Here is a 15,665-nt window from a genome sequence, read left to right on the forward strand (position 1 = left end):
TTGGGGAAAGTATGATGAAAAATTTTTTATTGGTTTTGTTGACCACGGTATTTTCAGTGACAGGGTATACAGCGACGATTACAGCCGCGCAGGATCCTTGGCCACCGTTTGTGCAAAAAGATGCGTCCAACCCTGGTGTCGCCGTCGATATTGTAAAAGCCGCGTTTAAATCGCAGGGGCATGAGGTAGACTTTAAAATTATTCCTTGGACTCGGGCCTTAAATGAAGTTAAAGATGGCCGTATTGACGTGCTAATAGGCACTTGGTACACCGATGAACGAGCCACTTACCTTAATTATAGTGACCCCTATCTGGAAAACTCTCTTAAGTTTATCAAACTGAAAGGGGATGGCTTTGAATTCAATGGCATCGACAGCCTTTCGGGAAAAACGGTCGGGATGATCCGCAATTATGGCTATGGGGATGCCTTTTTAAATGCGACTAACTTCAAAAAACCAGAGGCAAATGACTTGGTCTCTAACGCGAAAAAGCTAATCGCAAAACGTATCGACCTCACTTTAGAAGATGAACTCGTGGCGAAATCAACGCTTTCAGGGGCGGGGATGGATGTCGGTCAGTTTGAGTTTACCAACAACGCCTTATCGGTTAATCCCCTGCATGTCTCGTCTGGATTAGCCAACGGCAATAACGGTATGTACATCGATGCGTTTAACAAAGGGTTAGTTGAAATTAAAGCTAACGGTAAGTTTGATGAGATTTTAGAGAAATACGGGATCAAGTAGCGATAACAGTTACGGTCTTTGACGAGCATCAATAACGCCATCACCGCTGTGATGGCGTTATTGATTGTTTAGAGTAGGTAAAAAACAATCAAAGAACTGCTCAAAAGCTGGCCTTTCTATCATTCCAGTAAATACCATAGAAAAATAGTGTGATCACTGTAGTTTGATATTTGTCACATTAATTGGACAGGTTATTTGGTGAAAAAATGAGATGACGTGCTTACTTAGCTTGAGATCAGCGCGCAGATTATTTACATAGTATTTTTATTAATCAATAGCTTAATTTGTATTACCGCGTTGAGCGATCCGCAAACCCTTCTAAGTCAGATAGTTCACTTTCATTATTGAAAGGTTAGTTTCCAACTTCAGTAGATGAGCTTCCTCGTTAATCTAAGCATAATGCGCCAAATGTAACATTGTGTTTCAAAGTGTAACCAATAAACCATAAAATAGGTAGGGTTTTTAACCCGACTTACACCGGTCTTAACATTCTTTGCCATTCAATGTCCACATGCTCAACAGAGAAACATTCTAATGACTATAACAACTGGCTTTTGGACATTGGCTCTGAAAGCGGACAAATATCGGGAAAGTTAATGGAAGCCGCAAGATACAAACGCATCTTGTCGAGGGGAAGTTTGGTGACCGCCATGCTTACGCTCTCGGGATGCAGTTCTGCTTTACTTGATCCAAAAGGCGCGATTGGGGTACAGGAAAAAGAGCTGATCATAACCGCTCTTTTATTGATGTTGATCGTCGTAATCCCCGTGATTTTGATGACCATCTACTTTGCGTATCGTTACCGTGCCAGCAACACAGAAGAAGAGTACGAACCAGAATGGTCACATTCAACCAAAATTGAGATAGTGGTGTGGGCGATCCCCGTCATCATTATTGCCACTTTGGCTGCGATTACTTGGCGTTCAACTCATGAACTGGAGCCGTCTAAGCCTCTGGTTAGTGAGGTCAAACCGATGACGATTGAAGTCGTTTCTCTCGATTGGAAATGGTTGTTCATCTATCCGGAAGAGCATATTGCAACGGTCAATTATGTCGCATTTCCTAAAAATGTCCCCGTTCAGTTTAAATTGACGTCGGACAACATCATGAACGCATTTTTCATCCCTCGGCTTGGGACGCAGATATACGCGATGCCGGGCATGGTGACCAAGTTGAACTTAATCGCCAACCATGAAGGGGATTACAAGGGTTTTGCCTCCAATTACAGTGGAAAAGGGTTCTCTCAGATGAAGTTCACGGCTTCAGCCTTGCCTGATCGCGTCGCATTTCTTAACTGGGTACAGAAAGTCAAAGCCAGCCCGAATCGTATCGAAGACTGGGAGCAATATCGTTCACTTGCCGAACCGAGTATTGCAGAGCCGGTGACAATGTTCTCCAGTATTCCACCATTTTTGTTCACTGATGTCGTGACACAGCATCCTGGTTCTATGAACTGTTTGCCTGAAAACCAAGGATAATCGCAATGTTTGGAAGATTAACTCTTGATTCTATTCCCTACCATGAACCCATTATCGTTATTACTCTAGCGATCGTTGCTCTGGTTGGCCTCGCTGTTGTGGTCGCGGTGACCAAAGCAGGAAAGTGGCAGTATCTTTGGAATGAGTGGTTCACCTCGGTTGACCACAAAAAACTCGGCTTTATGTACATAGCCGTTGCAATGGTCATGTTGGTTCGAGGTTTCGCTGATGCGGTAATGATGCGCAGCCAACAACTGCTCTCGTCAGCGGGTGAAGCTGGTTACTTGCCGCCTCACCATTATGACCAGATTTTTACCGCTCATGGCGTGATCATGATTTTCTTTGTGGCGATGCCGTTGGTCATTGGCCTGATGAACATCATCGTGCCGTTGCAAATCGGTGCGCGTGATGTTGCTTTCCCGTACTTAAATAACCTGAGTTTTTGGTTATTTATTGTGGGTGTGATCCTCACTAACATGTCCTTGGGACTGGGTGAGTTTGGTCGTACGGGTTGGTTGGCCTATCCGCCATTGTCTGGTATTGAGGCCAGTCCGGGGGTCGGGGTTGATTACTGGATATGGGCTCTGCAGATCTCTGGGGTTGGTACCACGCTTACAGGGGTCAACTTCTTTGCCACGATATTACGTATGCGTACGCCATCGATGCCAATGATGAAGATGCCAGTGTTTACTTGGGCATCTTTGTGCGCCAATATCCTAATCATTATTTCTTTCCCTATTCTAACCGTAACCATCGCATTACTGACCTTAGACCGATATTTGGGTATGCATTTCTTTACCAACGATCTCGGTGGTAACGTCATGATGTACGTCAACCTGATTTGGGCTTGGGGCCACCCAGAAGTTTATATACTTATTTTGCCTGTTTTTGGTGTGTTCTCAGAGGTGACGGCGACCTTCTCTCGTAAAAAATTGTTCGGCTATACCTCTTTGGTCTGGGCGACCGTCGCCATTACGATTTTAGCTTTTGTGGTTTGGTTGCATCACTTCTTTACCATGGGGTCAGGAGCGAACGTTAACGCCTTCTTTGGTATTGCCACCATGATTATCTCTATTCCTACTGGTGTGAAGATTTTCAACTGGTTGTTCACCATGTATAAGGGCCGCATTCGCTTTACCACCCCGATGATGTGGACCGTCGGGTTTCTAATTACCTTTACCGTTGGTGGGATGACGGGCGTATTGATGGCGGTGCCTGGGGCCGATTTTGTGCTCCACAACTCTGTATTCCTGATCGCCCATTTCCATAACGTGATCATTGGTGGTGTGGTATTTGGTTGTTTCGCGGCAATCACTTACTGGTTCCCGAAAGCGACAGGTTTCATGATGAACGAAACGTGGGGAAAACGTGCGTTTTATCTATGGATTATCGGTTTCTTAATGGCTTTCTTGCCGCTTTACGCGTTGGGCTTCATGGGAATGACCCGTCGTTTGAGCCAGGATATTAACCCTGACTTCTTCCCATTGCTGGCGGTGGCTGCTGCTGGGACGGCTGTGATTGCTATGGGGGTGGTTTGTCAGTTCATCCAGATTTACGTCAGTATCAGAGATCGTGAGCAAAACCGTGATTTGACCGGAGATCCTTGGGGCGGCCGTACCTTTGAATGGGCGACATCATCACCACCGCCATTCTATAACTTTGCGCATTTACCCAAAGGTGATGAGTTAGATGCGTTTTGGTATCAAAAACAAACTGGCGAATTCGATCCGACGAAAGAAGTGGAATACGAGCGTATTCATATGCCGAAAAACACCCCAACCGGGATTTATGTTTCAGCTTGGGCCTTGGTCTTTGGTGTTTCAATGATTTGGTATATCTGGTGGCTGGCGGCTGCTAGTTTGGTTGGTATTATCGTGACGTGTATCCAGCATAGCTACAACGATGATGTCGATTATTACGTCGAGGTCGAAGAGATTAAAGCGATTGAAGCCGAGCGTCGCGCTCAGCTTGAACAAGCGAAGAATAAACCTGTGCAAGATGAAACCAACAAAGATGAGTTAGAGGTGACGTATGCAAGCTAATCTGGCTTCTCACAACCATGATCACCATGACGCCAGCGGTAACAAGTTGTTTGGCTTCTGGGTCTATCTGATGAGCGACTGCATTTTATTTGCGACGCTATTTGCTACTTATGCCGTACTTGAAAGCGGGTCGATCAGTGGACCAACGGGTAAAGATATCTTTGAATTACCGTTTGTGTTTGTTGAAACCATGCTCTTGCTGTTCAGTAGTATTACGTTTGGCTTTGGTATTATTGCGATGAAACGCAACGATGTCGCTGGGCTAAAACGCTGGCTTAAAGTCACATTTCTGCTTGGGCTTGGCTTTATCTGCATGGAAGTCTATGAGTTTCATCATCTGATTGTTGAAGGGTATGGGCCGCAGGAAAGCGCATTTCTTTCCGCGTTTTTCACTTTGGTTGGTACACACGGCCTGCATGTGACGTTTGGTTTAATTTGGCTGGCGGTCGCGTATCACCAGCTATCGACCAAAGGTTTAAACAGCACGATGGCGATGCGTTTTAATTGCTTGAGTTTATTCTGGCACTTTCTCGATATTGTCTGGATTTGTGTGTTTACCATTGTTTACTTATTGGGGGTTATGTAATGGAACAACATCAGCAATCAGGCGCTTCAGACTATGTGAAAGGCTTTCTCGCGTCATTGGTCCTCACTGTTATTCCATTCTACTTTGTGTGGATGCAGACCTTACCACATAGCGCGACATACGTGATTCTATTTGGCTGTGCGTTGGTACAGATTTTCGTCCATTTTAAGTACTTCCTGCACATGGAAGTCAAAACCTCAGATGGACGTTGGAATCTTGTATCACTGATGTTTACCGCCATTGTGGTCTTGATTTTGATCGCGGGTTCGGTGTGGATTATCTATAACATGAACGTCAATATGAAGTTGTAGGTATCGTATGTTCAAACGTTATGTGTCGATCACCAAGCCAGGTATCATCATCGGGAATTTGATTTCCGTGGCAGCAGGCTTTTTCCTTGCCGCCAAAACCGAGTCGGCCAGCGCAACCTTACTGTTGGCCACTTTGGCTGGTGTGGGGCTTGTGATTGCATCGGGTTGCGTGGTGAATAACATTTTTGACCGAGACATCGATCAGAAAATGAAGCGTACCCAAAATCGGGAATTGGCCCAAGGTAACATCAATATTGATGTCGCCTTTATTTATGCATTGGTGATGTTGCTTAGCGGAACCGCTTTACTGTACCAATTGGCCAATCCGCTCGCTGCAGTAGTGGTGTTGCTCGGCTACGTGTTTTACGTTTTTTTCTACACCATGTGGTACAAGCGTCACTCGGTTTATGGGACATTCGTCGGCAGTTTGTCCGGCGCGGTGCCGCCATTAGTGGGGTATCTTGCCGTGACAAACTACATCAGCCTTGAAGCGACGGTGTTGTTTGCCATGTTCTGTTTGTGGCAAATGCCCCACTCATATGCGATTGCGATGTTTCGTATGCAAGACTATCGTGAGGCGGGGATCCCAGTTTTACCTGTCACGCAAGGGATCGAGAAAGCCCATCGTCATATGAAGGCGTATGTGGTGGCGTTTGGTGGTCTCGCTCTGGCTTTATTTTTGCTCGGGGAAGCCGGATATGAATATTTGGCGGTTGCGGCGATAACTTGTGGTATGTGGATGCAGGTGACGTTTCGTAACCTCGACCATAATAACTGTATCAAGTGGTCGAAATCCGTCTTTAAAGTATCGTTGGTGGTGGTGATGAGCCTTAGTGGTGTCTTGGGGCTGGAGTTGATCACTCTACCAACATAATAACGGGTAAGTCGTCCCTTGTTTGGTTTTGCTATGCCGTTTAGCGGCGATCCCAAGATTGTCTGATATTCGGGATGTTTGTGTGAGCAAAACAAGGCAGGGGGCGCGTTTTATCTCTGTGTCTCAATATTGATTACTACTCAGTCAGTGGGGTTTTTGGCCCCACTGACTGATTTATTTTAGGTCACTCCAGCTCACTGCAGATGCAGGTAGCTGTGCCAAAATCGGCAAACCGACTGGTGAACTGTGTGCCATTGGGTTTGGGATCGTCATAGGCGACTTTAAGCACGCTAGGCTGCTGTGCAGAGGCGTCAATGAGGTTGATGGAATGGTCTGCGTTAATGGTAAACAGCACATCATTGGTAAACCGATTTGGCTCCTCCCAATACCAGACCTGTGTATTGGGCGCATAATCATCATCACATTGCTCACTGAGACTGAGTTGTGGCTCAGAAGAATCCAAACAAAGAGACAGATCAGCGACACTTCGGTATCGCTTTTCCTGATCGTAGACAAAAGACTGGGATTTACTGCCCTCAACGCACTTCTTGAACGTTAGGGAATGGTCGCTGTCAACCGTGAGACACTGGGCTTCGTCTTGACTCAAATAAACGGACTTAATCGTGACCGCATCGCTACCGAGAAACCAGGGGCTATCCCAGTCAACCACAATGGTAAACCCATCCGAATATTGGCGCTTTTCATAGTTGCGATCTTTCTGCCAACTGCTTTCAGTGCCCGCTGAATGGAGTTCGTTGGACGTAATGTATCGACGCCCAATATAGAATCGATTGCGCCCAAACAGAGCGAGTGTTTCAACCTTGGTCAAGATATCGATGGTGGAGAAACCGGAGACATGATTTTTTGCCGCGATTTTGGCGACGAAATCGGGCCGAAGCCCTTGCAGAGAGAGCGGATTATCGTTTCTTAATTTATCAAAGTCCCATGGTAGATCTTCGGATCTCGCGTAATCCCAACACCAGCCGTCGGCGGTGCCTAAATCACAAAAACCTTGCTCAGGATCAAGATGAGAGCCATAGGTGTTGTTGACGTATTTAATTTGGTAGCCTCGGTTATTTGCTTGAGTGAGCAAACCAAATTGCCGCTTACTGTTGATTTTGTATTTATTCGTAAAATTATACTCAATATCTCTGATTGGCATCTTGGGCGATAATCCCAAGCCGAGTTTAATCGACGATGTGGTTTCTTTCTCGATGCGAGTGTCAGTCTGGTCTTGCATCTTTGGTTGCAGATCATTTAGGTATATATCGCCATTTTCCAATCTTTTGCTTTCATTGATTCTAATGTCGATGCTGCTTGCATCTATGTATTCTCTATACACAAAGCTGGTATTACTATTGTGTTTCCATGTCCTATAAATATCTTCTTCTTCTCCCATATTAATTCCCGCCCCTTCATCAAGAATAATCTCTACAAATTTGTCTTTGTCACCAAATTTATAGAAGTACGGGGATTTTCTGTAGTAGCGGACTTTAAATTTTAGGTTGGTCCTTCCTTTCTCTTCCCGCCCGACCTTGAAGCGCCGGTGGAACGTAAATTCAATCACTTGTGAATTATGGACATTTGTTGCGAATCTTCGGTTTCTTTTTTTCTGATTCGAATTCTCATTCAATATTTGAGAAATGTAGCTGATATCTCGAGTGTCCATTATGTAGATTTGACGTAAAGAAACATCATCAGGGTAGGTGATTAAATTATAAGGAGATCCGAAACCAATACCGATGATTTTTTGTGTGAATTCCTGCCTCTCACCCTTTGAGATATTGGCTAAATCAAGAAGGTAAAAGCTGCAATTTTCAGGTTTTATTTTTTCCTGACCAAATAAGGTGCACCTATCTATATCTTGTATGCTGTGAGCATTTTTTGCATGAATAAAGGGGGAAGATAGCAATATTATTCCTATCAAAACCAAGCGGGAAAGATATTTTTTCATCATAAGACCTTCTCATTTAATCGTTATTTTTCTAAGTTGTCTTTCAAATCTGAATGATGGCAATATACCGATATCATTTCATATATGCAAACGGTTGCTTAATGGTCAAATTATTATTTATTTGAAAGGGAATAATGAGAGAAAAGCGCTTACACCATTATCTTTTGAGTGTATGTGAATACAGCCGCGTGAGATCTCAATGGATCCCACTGCGCTTGAACTGGGGCGGTTTAGGGCTGGGTAAAAAGTAACGTAAATGTACTGCCGTGATGGGGCTGGGAGGTGAGGTGGATTTCCCCACCAAGGTTTTTGGCCATGGCGGAGGCGAGCGAAAGGCCCAATCCATAACCTTCGACATTCGTTCGGCTTGAGTCGACCCGAAACAGTCGCTCGAACACCAAATGTTGGTCGCGCTCTTCAATACCAATACCGGTGTCAATGACACGGATGCGCAGGTGGTGAGCATGGTTGAGCTTAGCGTCAATAGTGACTTTTCCGCCTGCGTCAGTGTACTTAATCGCATTGTCGACCAAATTGACCAATATCTGGGTGAGTTTATCGGGGTCTGATTGCAACACGATATGATTGGCTAGGTGGAACGTCAGCTCGATACTTTTTTCATCCGCGACATCTTCATACCAACTGATCACGGTGTTAATCACATGCCCTAAATCAGTAGAGACCCATTTCTGCTCACGTTTACCGGTTTGCTCATCGTTGAGCTTCATTAACGTGGTCAGCATAGTGTTGGCGCGAGCCGCATATTCAGCGCAGTCCGCCAGAGCGTGTTTAAGTTGAGTTGGGTCGGTCTGTTCGAGTAGCGCTGAATGAGAGGCCAGTGTGATGCGTGATAGTGGCGTACGAATGTCGTGAGCAATCGCGTCTACCGTAGTATTGAGGACCACGGTGATATGGTGAAGCCGAGAGATGGCGTCGTAAACGTGACGGCTGATCACATCCAAACCCTTGGGATCGGTGTTGGATGGGTTGGGCGGGTTATCCAATCTCCCCTGACTGAGCTGGTCAAGCAGATCATCAAGCGTGACCAGTGGCGCCATCGCATTGTTAATGATGCGTCGAGTAAAAATAGCCGTCACAAGCAGCATTACAATGAGAGCATAAAAGGTCATTAACCATTGTTTATAGGCAATGGGGTAACGCGCTCGATTATCGAGAACTAGCCAAAAATCTTGAGTTTCACCTGTCATCTTTTTCGCCATAAAAGGCTGAGTAATAAATGCAGAAAACCAGAACTTTTTGTCCGTTGTATAGGCGGATAGGGTCGAAAGTGGTGGTTGAGTGTCATCGCCGGCAACAAACGTCGAGTGGTGTTGATCGCCACTCGATACAGAATAGGCGGCAATGTTGTTGTCAATCAGGCGGTAGGGGTTGGCGGACATGACATGGGTTAAGCGCTCAGCAGAGTCGTAAGTCAGAATTCGTTGGTACTCTGTGGCCATCGAATCCATCAATTTACTTTCGGTTCGGTAAAGGTCAAAAAATAGCACGGCGCCTATCGCCAATTCAGCCAGTAAGAGGCACAGCAACAAGATCGACATCAAACGCAGTAATAGAGTCTGTTGGGTTTTGCTTAATGCCTGTTTAATCTTGTGATTTGAGGACATAGCCTACCCCTCGTAGGGTATGGATTAACGACGTACTGAATCCTTTGTCGACTTTACTTCTTAATCGACATACCAGCACGTCGACGACATTGGTCTGTGGGTCGAATTGATACCCCCAAACCTGCTCTAATATGGTGGTTTTGGATATCACGGTCTCTGGTCTTTCCAGCATCAAGGTCATCAGAGTCAACTCACGTTGATTGAGCTGGATGTTGTGGCCATTGCGCTTGAGGACATGTCTTAAGAGGTCGAGAGACAGTTCGCCATAGTTGAGTTGATGCGCTTGCGCTGGGTTCTGCTTGCCTCTTCGGCTCAGTGACTGGCAGCGGGCTAGTAATTCGGAAAAGGCGAAGGGCTTCACCAGATAATCATCTGCTCCCGATTGCAATCCGGAGACTTTTTCTTCAACGGAGTGTTTGGCACTAAGAATAAGAACGGGCGTGGTGTGCCCTTCTCCGCGTAGCTCCGCTAGCACTTCAAAGCCATCTTTCTGTGGCAGCATAATGTCGAGAATAATCACATCATAGGTTTCGGTCACCGCGTGGTGCAGCCCATCAACGCCGTTAGTTACATGAGTCACGAGGCTTCTTTCCTGCTCGAACCCATTAATAAGAAAGCGTGCAATATGAGTATCGTCTTCAATCAACAGTATTTTCATGGATGTATCATCTCTTTGCGGCTCTTGAACTAAAACGGGTTCAAACACTTTACCAACAACTTTTGAGGAATATAAGCAAGATTACGGATCTGTAATGTTCGGGCAAGTTTTTGGTAATTACGCTCAGGTTAGGATGTGGGTGTTGAATACAACAGACGACTCTAGGAGACACGATGAAAACAATGAAACTAACCTTACTTGCGACTTCACTTGGTTTGCTTGCCACCTCTTTTCATAGCCTTGCAGAGGATCAGAAGCACACCGTATCTGTACTGCAAATTTCTTCAAAATCGGCGTTAACATTAGCGGCCGAAGCGCTGCACCAATGTGAAATGAAAGGCTACACGGTCTCGGCGACCGTGGTTGATGTTTCGGGTGATGTCTTGGCTCAGGTGCGTTCAGATGGTGCAGGAGTCCACACACTCGAAAGCTCGCGTAAAAAAGCTTTTACTGTCGCCAGCATCAAGCAACCTTCTGCCAATTTGATGACGTTGATTGCAGAGAAACCGATATTGGCCCCGTTGCAAAACATGGATGAAAACTTACTGTTTTTGGCAGGGGGTGTGCCTGTCCTGCTTGATAACCAATTGATTGGAGCCATAGGGGTCGGTGGTGCGCCGGGAGGCCATCTAGACGTTGCCTGTGCCGAGGCGGCCCTAAAAACGGTGTTCTAAGACAGATCCTAGCCTTTGCGCCTAATGTTCAGTGTCAATGGGTATGGTTATATTAAACAGGCTCACCATGGAGGGTGGGCCTTAGCCAATGTTCATCAAGTGACATCGATAAGTTCACCTTGATGTCATAAATACATTGTTTAATCTATATGCAATTAATTGTTTATGGAGAAAATAGAGATGGTCTCTGGACACAAATGGCGCCATTGGATGGTGTTACTTAGCGTATTAATATCGACAAGCGTATCAGCCAATCAGAAAAAGGTGCTGTTGGTTGGGATTGATGGAATGCAGTATCAACATATTGATCAGTTACCGACCCCGGGCTTTGATCGATTGAAGATCACCAAGGCTTATACGGGGGGCATTAAAGGCAGATTCAGTCAACAAAAAACCATCAGTGGCCCTGGATGGGCGACGATACTTACTGGTGTCTGGGCAAATAAACACAAGGTGACGAGCAATAATGTTGGTCCTGCCGATCCCCATTGGCCGAGTCTTTTTCGTCAGATTTATCGCGCTGATCATGATGCAAAACTCTATTCGTTCTCGACATGGGGCACCATCAATACACTCTATTTTCCCCATGATATGCCCCTGTTGGAAGGACGTTCTGAAGGGGGGAGTGATCAAGACAGTCTGTTGCGAGCAATAGACGTTATTGATAACCAAAACCCTGATTTCATTTTTATACATCTTGATGAGCCTGATAGCGCAGGGCACAGCCATGGCTGGGGGACGGAGTATGATAAGGCGATTAAAGGCAGCGATGCTAGGCTTGCACGGTTGCTTGATGCGGTAGAAAAACGTGAGCGGGAAAAAGCAGAAGATTGGCTGGTGTTAGTCACGACCGATCACGGACGAAATAGTAGGACGGGTAAGGGGCATGGTGCTCAAACAACCAATGAGAAAACCATTTTTATTGCTTCAAACCAAACGCTCAATCAAACATACCTTCAATATATCTCCGTTTTTAATCAGGATTTTGGTGGTATTTACTCTCAACCCGCGCAAACTTTCATTGTGCCGACGATTTTGGCATTTATGGGCATTGAACCCCCAATTCATCGTTTGGATGGTTTGCCTTTACTTGGGGAAATAAAGACACAGAAGGTATTTTCTACGATTGATGATCGGCGGTGTGGTTTAGAGTGGGATGCCGACGTAGGGCAGCCTGTGTCGCTTTCTCGCTACGAGCATGTGGCTAAATTTGATTGCAATGACTCCGCGGACCCGTTGTGGGTGAATGGCGATACCATCTACGCCAATATTTTTGGCTCATCCTGTGGTTTGCAATGGCAGGCGACTAAAGGATCACCGAGTCCAATGGGGAGCAATGAACATATTGCCAAGTTTGATTGCAATAACGACGGTGATCCTTTGACCATTAGCGAAAATGACCTATTCAGTTGGATTGACGATCAACAATGTGGGTTTGAGTGGCATGCGAAAAGAGGGCGCCCCATGACATTGGGCAACCATGAACATGTGGCCAAGTTTGATTGTGACGGCCATGCCGATCCATTGAGCTTTGAGTGAGCTGAGTTTGCAATCATAACTGTCTGACGTGTTACGGCCCTTTTTCAATGTGTCTTTCATTCATAGTCATAGGGCCGATTTGTCTAGGTTTATCCGTCCACAACTTGTATCGGCTTTCTTTGTCACCGTGAACACGCCTTTCATTTTCTCAACGTTGCCCTACATCTTGACGATATATTCACCTGTATGATTTATGTCCACCACAATCATTTTTTATGCGAATTGGGCGATATTATCCCGATCATTTTAGGTAAAACGCCGTGTTGGTTATAAAAAATCATTGAGAAGGTTATTTTTATATCATTGTTGACGTTGCCTTACTCCGTAGAGCCGGAGGTCGGTGGGCCAAGCCATGTCATCGACTGCGCGATGACCGATTTCGTTGATTGGACTCATCTCCCCCCAAAGTCACCCGTCAAATTCTCTCCTATAATGATGGTATTACTTTTAGTGGTTGGGTGTTGGAACGCAACATGCCCTAAAACGAAAAAGGTTATTTATGCGTAATATCATGCTGAGCGTGACCGTGAGCTTGATGGCGAGTATGGGCCTTTTTAGTCCTGCTTCCGCTTTATCTCTTTTACAAGGTGACCCGATGCTTTGGGTGTCGGGAAATATTGCGAATACCAACGCTGATGGTCAGCTTGTATTTGATTTGGCCATGATTGAAGGCTTGAACCAGGGCAAAATCACCACCAATAACCACGTTGTCGAGGAGATGGCAGAATATACGGGGCCTCTATTAATGGGGATACTGGATCACGTTGGGGCCAAAGGGGCGAGTGTCAAAGTGATTGCGTGGGATGATTATGTCGTCCGCATCTCGATAGCGGACATTAAAAAATATGGTGTTTTGCTTGCGACGCACGAAAATGGTGAGCGGATGACCATTGATGGTAAAGGGCCGTTTTTTATTGTTTTTCCCTTTTCTCAGTATCCAGAACTGAGAAGCAATTTTTACTACAGTTTGTCTGCTTGGCAGGTCAAAGAATTGGTTGTTGAGTAGTGGCTATGGACTCATTCTTTAAGACGAAAGGCGGTTACTTTTTAAGTGTCACCGCGGTGTTGTGTGCGGTGATGATCTTTTTCATTACGTATGTTTTTTACTCCCTTTCTGACATCAAAAATAAGTCCGCCCAGCCTTATGTCACCATCGTCAATAATAATGTGGCAATAAAACATAAGCTATTGCTTTTAAAATCAGAAATTTTGCTTTTCACTCAAGACCGAGCGCCAGGAAGCCTGCAAAAATTAAAGTTCAAGGCAAGAATATATCAGTCGAGTATTTTGCAAGACTTGATGTCGGAAAAAACCAGAGATATCCATGATACCTACGGAGACCTGAATACCTTAGAGGATATTGAGGATAAGGTTCGTCGCTTGTTTGACATGGTTGAACGTCTCGGGACCAATAATGTGAACGCCAATGGCGATGCGCTGATCTTTTTGGATAATCTCTACACTGAGATTAATGTCTACTTGTCGTTTTTTGTTGCTCAGGTTCAGAGCAGTCAAGCGGACTTTATCAATCAGAAAGATAATTTTTATCATGCGCAGTACCTTTATTTGGGAGGGATTTTGATTTGTTCAATGTTGATGATCGGTATTATTTCTTGGATGTATCTCAATCAGATTAAACTGAGTGGAGATTTGGCGAGCAGGACCCGTCTGATGGAGGAAGCAAAGGAAAGTGCTGAGCAAAGTGCCAAAACGAAAGCAAGATTTCTGTCCAATATGTCCCACGAAATGCGTACTCCACTGAACGCCATCATTGGTTTGAGCCGTAAAGAATATTTTGAAGGGGCCGATCCGCAAACGGTCGAATTTATATCCATGATCAACAGTTCAGGTGAGAGCTTACTGAAACTCATCAACAACGTTCTAGACATGAGTAAAATGGATCAGGGAAAACAACAAAAAGAAAGTGAAGCCTTTTTCTTTAATGAGCTTATCGATAGATCGAAAAAGCTCTTTGCTCATTTTGAAAAGAAACAGGACGTTGAGGTTTTCTTTTCAGTGTCTTGTGAAAAAAACTACAAAATTCAATCGGATAAAGCCAAAATTGCCCAGATTATCAATAATCTTGGTTATAACGCGTTTAAATTTACTCATCGGGGGCATGTCGACATTCACCTTAGCTTAGATCGAGACAGCATTATGAGCCATCTGGTGATCAAAGTGAAAGACACAGGTATCGGCATGAGTTCAGAGCTGTTGGATAAGGTCTTTGATGAGTTTACTCAAGCGGACAATTCGATGTCACGACCGTACAGGGGCACGGGCTTAGGTTTGTCGATTTGTCAGTCGCTCACCCGTGTCTTAGGAGGGACTATCAGGGCACATAGTGTACTGGACGTCGGTAGTGAGTTTGTGGTGGATTTACCGGTAGAAGTGGTGGATGAAAAAGCGCTGTTTCCACCCGATAGAAAAACACCTTCTGTGAGAGTCATTTCTGAGCATAGGTATGCAAAGCAGCTTATCATGACCGAATTGATGTCTGTTGGAGTGTTTGACCACGAGGGAGACATTGTCCTTTACTATGCCAGTGAAATGGACAGTGTAAAGAACGATCACCCTCTAGAACACAACCCCAGTATTATTTATGGCGATGTTAGCCTAAACAAGACCGCCCCTAATCAGGCGGTGAGATTGAGCAAACCTTATGACTTATTTGGTTTGTTAAATTGTTTGATGACGATGACGAGTGCTGATGAAGGGAAGCCGACACCGAGTGCCACACTGCCTAAAATCGACCGTTTTTCGGTATTGCTGGTTGAAGATATTCACCTCAACCAAGTGGTGGCAAGAAAAATGTTAACCATGTTTAATGCGGAAGTTTCTGCGGTTAACAATGGCAAAGAATGTTTGGATGCTCTAGAGCATCAACAATTTGATATCATTTTTATGGATATACAAATGCCGGTGATGGATGGGCTGGAGGCAATCCGCTTCATTAAAGAGCGCAATCTCGCCCCCGGAACACCGATTTTGGCCTTAACGGCGAATACCTTTGAAAGCGACGTCCAGACTTATTTGGATCAGGGGTTTGATGATGTGCTACCTAAGCCATTTAAGCTCGAATGGATGCGGGAGTTGATTGTTAAATATCGGGTGAATACATGACACAGTCACGTGGTCATCGTCTGTCGTCATACTCTCTTAATGGAGCCAACCCGCGTTG

The 15,665-nt window shown here is 45.1% G+C and carries 13 protein-coding genes; 10 read left to right on the plus strand and 3 right to left on the minus strand.

The window, feature by feature from the left end; all coding sequences use genetic code 11:
- Positions 1-11 precede the first annotated feature (11 nt).
- The 6 genes from HLM86_RS07425 to cyoE all read left to right on the plus strand — a co-directional run bounded on the left by HLM86_RS07425 (position 12) and on the right by cyoE (position 6,034).
- A complete protein-coding gene (locus HLM86_RS07425) occupies positions 12-743 on the plus strand; it encodes a transporter substrate-binding domain-containing protein (protein WP_170882513.1) in 732 nt (243 codons plus the stop codon).
- Positions 744-1,339: 596 nt separating this feature from the next.
- A complete protein-coding gene (cyoA, locus tag HLM86_RS07430; RefSeq protein WP_083949326.1) occupies positions 1,340-2,221 on the plus strand; it encodes a ubiquinol oxidase subunit II in 882 nt (293 codons plus the stop codon).
- A gap of 5 nt (positions 2,222-2,226) precedes the next feature.
- Positions 2,227-4,263, plus strand: coding sequence for a cytochrome o ubiquinol oxidase subunit I (gene cyoB, locus HLM86_RS07435; protein WP_076588298.1), 2,037 nt, complete (start codon positions 2,227-2,229; stop codon positions 4,261-4,263).
- Positions 4,253-4,849 (plus strand): cytochrome o ubiquinol oxidase subunit III, encoded by a 597-nt coding sequence (cyoC, locus tag HLM86_RS07440; protein WP_076588300.1) that lies wholly within the window; start codon positions 4,253-4,255, stop codon positions 4,847-4,849. Before cyoB ends, cyoC begins: the two co-directional genes overlap by 11 nt.
- A complete protein-coding gene (gene cyoD, locus HLM86_RS07445) occupies positions 4,849-5,160 on the plus strand; it encodes a cytochrome o ubiquinol oxidase subunit IV (protein WP_076588302.1) in 312 nt (103 codons plus the stop codon). Before cyoC ends, cyoD begins: the two co-directional genes overlap by 1 nt.
- Before the next feature lie 7 nt (positions 5,161-5,167).
- Positions 5,168-6,034, plus strand: coding sequence for a heme o synthase (cyoE, locus tag HLM86_RS07450; RefSeq protein WP_076588304.1), 867 nt, complete (start codon positions 5,168-5,170; stop codon positions 6,032-6,034).
- A gap of 184 nt (positions 6,035-6,218) precedes the next feature.
- On the opposite strand, the gene HLM86_RS07455 is transcribed toward cyoE, so the two are convergent.
- The 3 genes from HLM86_RS07455 to HLM86_RS07465 all read right to left on the minus strand — a co-directional run bounded on the left by HLM86_RS07455 (position 6,219) and on the right by HLM86_RS07465 (position 10,271).
- The gene (locus HLM86_RS07455) at positions 6,219-7,991 is read right to left on the minus strand and encodes an RICIN domain-containing protein (protein WP_245798185.1); all 1,773 of its coding nucleotides are present in this window, start codon (positions 7,989-7,991) and stop codon (positions 6,219-6,221) included.
- Positions 7,992-8,218: 227 nt separating this feature from the next.
- Entirely contained in the window at positions 8,219-9,613 is a 1,395-nt protein-coding gene (locus tag HLM86_RS07460; protein ID WP_076588306.1) for a sensor histidine kinase, read from the minus strand.
- Positions 9,591-10,271, minus strand: coding sequence for a response regulator (locus HLM86_RS07465; RefSeq protein ID WP_076588308.1), 681 nt, complete (start codon positions 10,269-10,271; stop codon positions 9,591-9,593). Before HLM86_RS07465 ends, HLM86_RS07460 begins: the two co-directional genes overlap by 23 nt.
- A 173-nt stretch (positions 10,272-10,444) precedes the next feature.
- On the opposite strand from HLM86_RS07465, the gene HLM86_RS07470 reads away from it, so the two are divergent.
- The 4 genes from HLM86_RS07470 (at position 10,445) to HLM86_RS07485 (ending at position 15,607) form a co-directional block, all read left to right on the plus strand.
- On the plus strand, positions 10,445-10,945 hold the full coding sequence (locus tag HLM86_RS07470; protein ID WP_076588309.1) for a GlcG/HbpS family heme-binding protein: 501 nt from the start codon (positions 10,445-10,447) through the stop codon (positions 10,943-10,945).
- 180 nt (positions 10,946-11,125) lie between these two features.
- Positions 11,126-12,484, plus strand: a complete 1,359-nt coding sequence (locus HLM86_RS07475; RefSeq protein WP_076588310.1) for an alkaline phosphatase family protein — start codon at positions 11,126-11,128, stop codon at positions 12,482-12,484.
- A gap of 499 nt (positions 12,485-12,983) precedes the next feature.
- Positions 12,984-13,490, plus strand: coding sequence for a putative pterin-binding protein (locus HLM86_RS07480; protein WP_076588311.1), 507 nt, complete (start codon positions 12,984-12,986; stop codon positions 13,488-13,490).
- A 5-nt stretch (positions 13,491-13,495) separates the two neighbouring features.
- A complete protein-coding gene (locus HLM86_RS07485; RefSeq protein WP_076588312.1) occupies positions 13,496-15,607 on the plus strand; it encodes a response regulator in 2,112 nt (703 codons plus the stop codon).
- Positions 15,608-15,665 lie beyond the last annotated feature (58 nt).

The sequence above is a fragment of the Vibrio ostreicida genome, from assembly GCF_013074385.2.
Lineage (GTDB): Bacteria > Pseudomonadota > Gammaproteobacteria > Enterobacterales > Vibrionaceae > Vibrio > Vibrio ostreicida.

Excerpts from the sequence above, each read along its gene's own strand:
- HLM86_RS07425 (WP_170882513.1), top strand. The coding sequence starts at position 12 with ATGATGAAAAATTTTTTATTGGTTTTGTTGACCACGGTATTTTCAGTG.
- cyoA (WP_083949326.1), top strand. The coding sequence starts at position 1,340 with ATGGAAGCCGCAAGATACAAACGCATCTTGTCGAGGGGAAGTTTGGTG.
- cyoB (WP_076588298.1), top strand. The coding sequence starts at position 2,227 with ATGTTTGGAAGATTAACTCTTGATTCTATTCCCTACCATGAACCCATT.
- cyoC (WP_076588300.1), top strand. The coding sequence starts at position 4,253 with ATGCAAGCTAATCTGGCTTCTCACAACCATGATCACCATGACGCCAGC.
- cyoD (WP_076588302.1), top strand. The coding sequence starts at position 4,849 with ATGGAACAACATCAGCAATCAGGCGCTTCAGACTATGTGAAAGGCTTT.
- cyoE (WP_076588304.1), top strand. The coding sequence starts at position 5,168 with ATGTTCAAACGTTATGTGTCGATCACCAAGCCAGGTATCATCATCGGG.
- HLM86_RS07455 (WP_245798185.1), bottom strand. The coding sequence starts at position 7,991 with ATGATGAAAAAATATCTTTCCCGCTTGGTTTTGATAGGAATAATATTG.
- HLM86_RS07460 (WP_076588306.1), bottom strand. The coding sequence starts at position 9,613 with ATGTCCTCAAATCACAAGATTAAACAGGCATTAAGCAAAACCCAACAG.
- HLM86_RS07465 (WP_076588308.1), bottom strand. The coding sequence starts at position 10,271 with ATGAAAATACTGTTGATTGAAGACGATACTCATATTGCACGCTTTCTT.
- HLM86_RS07470 (WP_076588309.1), top strand. The coding sequence starts at position 10,445 with ATGAAAACAATGAAACTAACCTTACTTGCGACTTCACTTGGTTTGCTT.
- HLM86_RS07475 (WP_076588310.1), top strand. The coding sequence starts at position 11,126 with ATGGTCTCTGGACACAAATGGCGCCATTGGATGGTGTTACTTAGCGTA.
- HLM86_RS07480 (WP_076588311.1), top strand. The coding sequence starts at position 12,984 with ATGCGTAATATCATGCTGAGCGTGACCGTGAGCTTGATGGCGAGTATG.
- HLM86_RS07485 (WP_076588312.1), top strand. The coding sequence starts at position 13,496 with ATGGACTCATTCTTTAAGACGAAAGGCGGTTACTTTTTAAGTGTCACC.